We start from the raw sequence: 1,468 nt of genomic DNA, 5'->3' as shown, positions 1-1,468 counted from the left end.
AGATTGAAAAATATGGATTACCTGAAATATTGAATACAGACCAAGGCAGTCAGTTCACCAGTGATGCATTTATTGATGTCGCAGATTCAAATCCCAAGTGCAACACATTTGTAGTTAGTTGAAAAAGTTAGGTGTATTCATAGAATCATTAGACTTTTTCAACTCGCAATTGGAAAGCACACAATGAAGAAATACACCCAACTTTCTCAAGATGAAAGATACGAAATTTATGCTACTTTGAAAAGTAAAAGTTCAATCGCTACCCTTGCTCGGGAATTAGGACGTTCACGATCAACCATCTACCGTGAATTAAAAAGAAATACTGGGCAACGTGGATATAGAGCTCAACAGGCAGCTAAATTTGCAAGTCAAAGACGGTACCGTCCTTCATCATCAATGACAGCATTTGCCTTCGCTTATATTGATTATTTGATTGGTTTGGACTGGTCACCCGAACAAATTTCAGGTGCTTTAACACAACGCGGTTGGCTGGATGTACCTTCACATGAGTGGATTTACCAGTACATTTATCAAGATAAATCAAAAGGCGGTAAACTTCATCTACATTTAAGGCATCAGAAGAAATATCGAAAACGCGGTTACAAAAACACGGATCGTAGGGGTCAAATCATTGATAAAACAAGTATTCACTGCCGACACCAGGTCATTGATCAACGACAACGTTTAGGAGATTTCGAAGGTGACACGGTGATTGGTAAACATCATAAAGGTGCTTTATTGCCTCTCGTTGATCGAAAGAGCCTGTATGTACATATTGTTCATTTAGGGCCAACAAGAGCATCCTCTCAAACGATTACTTGTGCATTAGATCGTTTACAAATGAGCCATGCTTATAGTGTGACATTTGATAATGGCAAAGAATTTTCCGAACACAAAAGAATTACTGATGCTGGCATAGAGACGTATTTTGCTGATCCTTACAAGTCTATTCAGCGAGCTAGAAATGAAAATACGAATGGTTTAATCCGTCAATATCTGCCAAAATCATCATCGTTTGATGGCGTGTCAAACGAACAAATAGAGCAGATAGAATTTGCACTCAACCATCGTCCTAGAAAAACACTAGGTTGGTATACACCGAGTGAAGTTATGGCTGGTTTTTATACTGTTGCACTTGCCGCTTGAATCCGCCTGTATTGAAATCAAATGGCATTCAAATCAGTATGGATGGTAAAGGTCGATGGGTAGATAATGTGATGGTTGAACGATTATGGCGGAGCGTTAAATATGAAGAGGTGTATCTCAAAGCTTATAGTAGTGTCACAGATGCGAAAAAGCAATTGAGTGCATATTTTGAGTTTTATAATCTGAAACGACCTCATTCGAGTCTAGACAAAATGACACCAAATGAGTTTTACTATGATCAGCTACCCCAACAAAACAAGGTGGCTTAACTAGAGCGGAATATCACTTATAAATACGCTTTTAGTTGTTCAAACAAGTGGAA

Annotated in this window: 1 protein-coding gene and 1 pseudogene; both read left to right on the top strand. The window is 38.4% G+C overall.

All coding sequences use genetic code 11. The features are described from left to right. Positions 1 to 183 precede the first annotated feature (183 nt). On the top strand, positions 184 to 1,146 hold the full coding sequence (locus AVJ20_RS17895) for an IS30 family transposase (RefSeq protein WP_111886141.1): 963 nt from the start codon (positions 184 to 186) through the stop codon (positions 1,144 to 1,146). 8 nt (positions 1,147 to 1,154) lie between these two features. Beyond that, positions 1,155 to 1,415 (top strand): annotated as a pseudogene (locus AVJ20_RS17890) (transposase); the annotation flags it as partial. Between the last annotated feature and the right edge of the window lie 53 nt (positions 1,416 to 1,468).

This window comes from Acinetobacter sp. CFCC 11171, from assembly GCF_003268405.1.
Taxonomy (GTDB): domain Bacteria; phylum Pseudomonadota; class Gammaproteobacteria; order Pseudomonadales; family Moraxellaceae; genus Acinetobacter; species Acinetobacter amyesii.
Note: the sequence above shows the minus strand (reverse complement) of the source record. Positions and strands in the feature narration are given on the sequence as shown.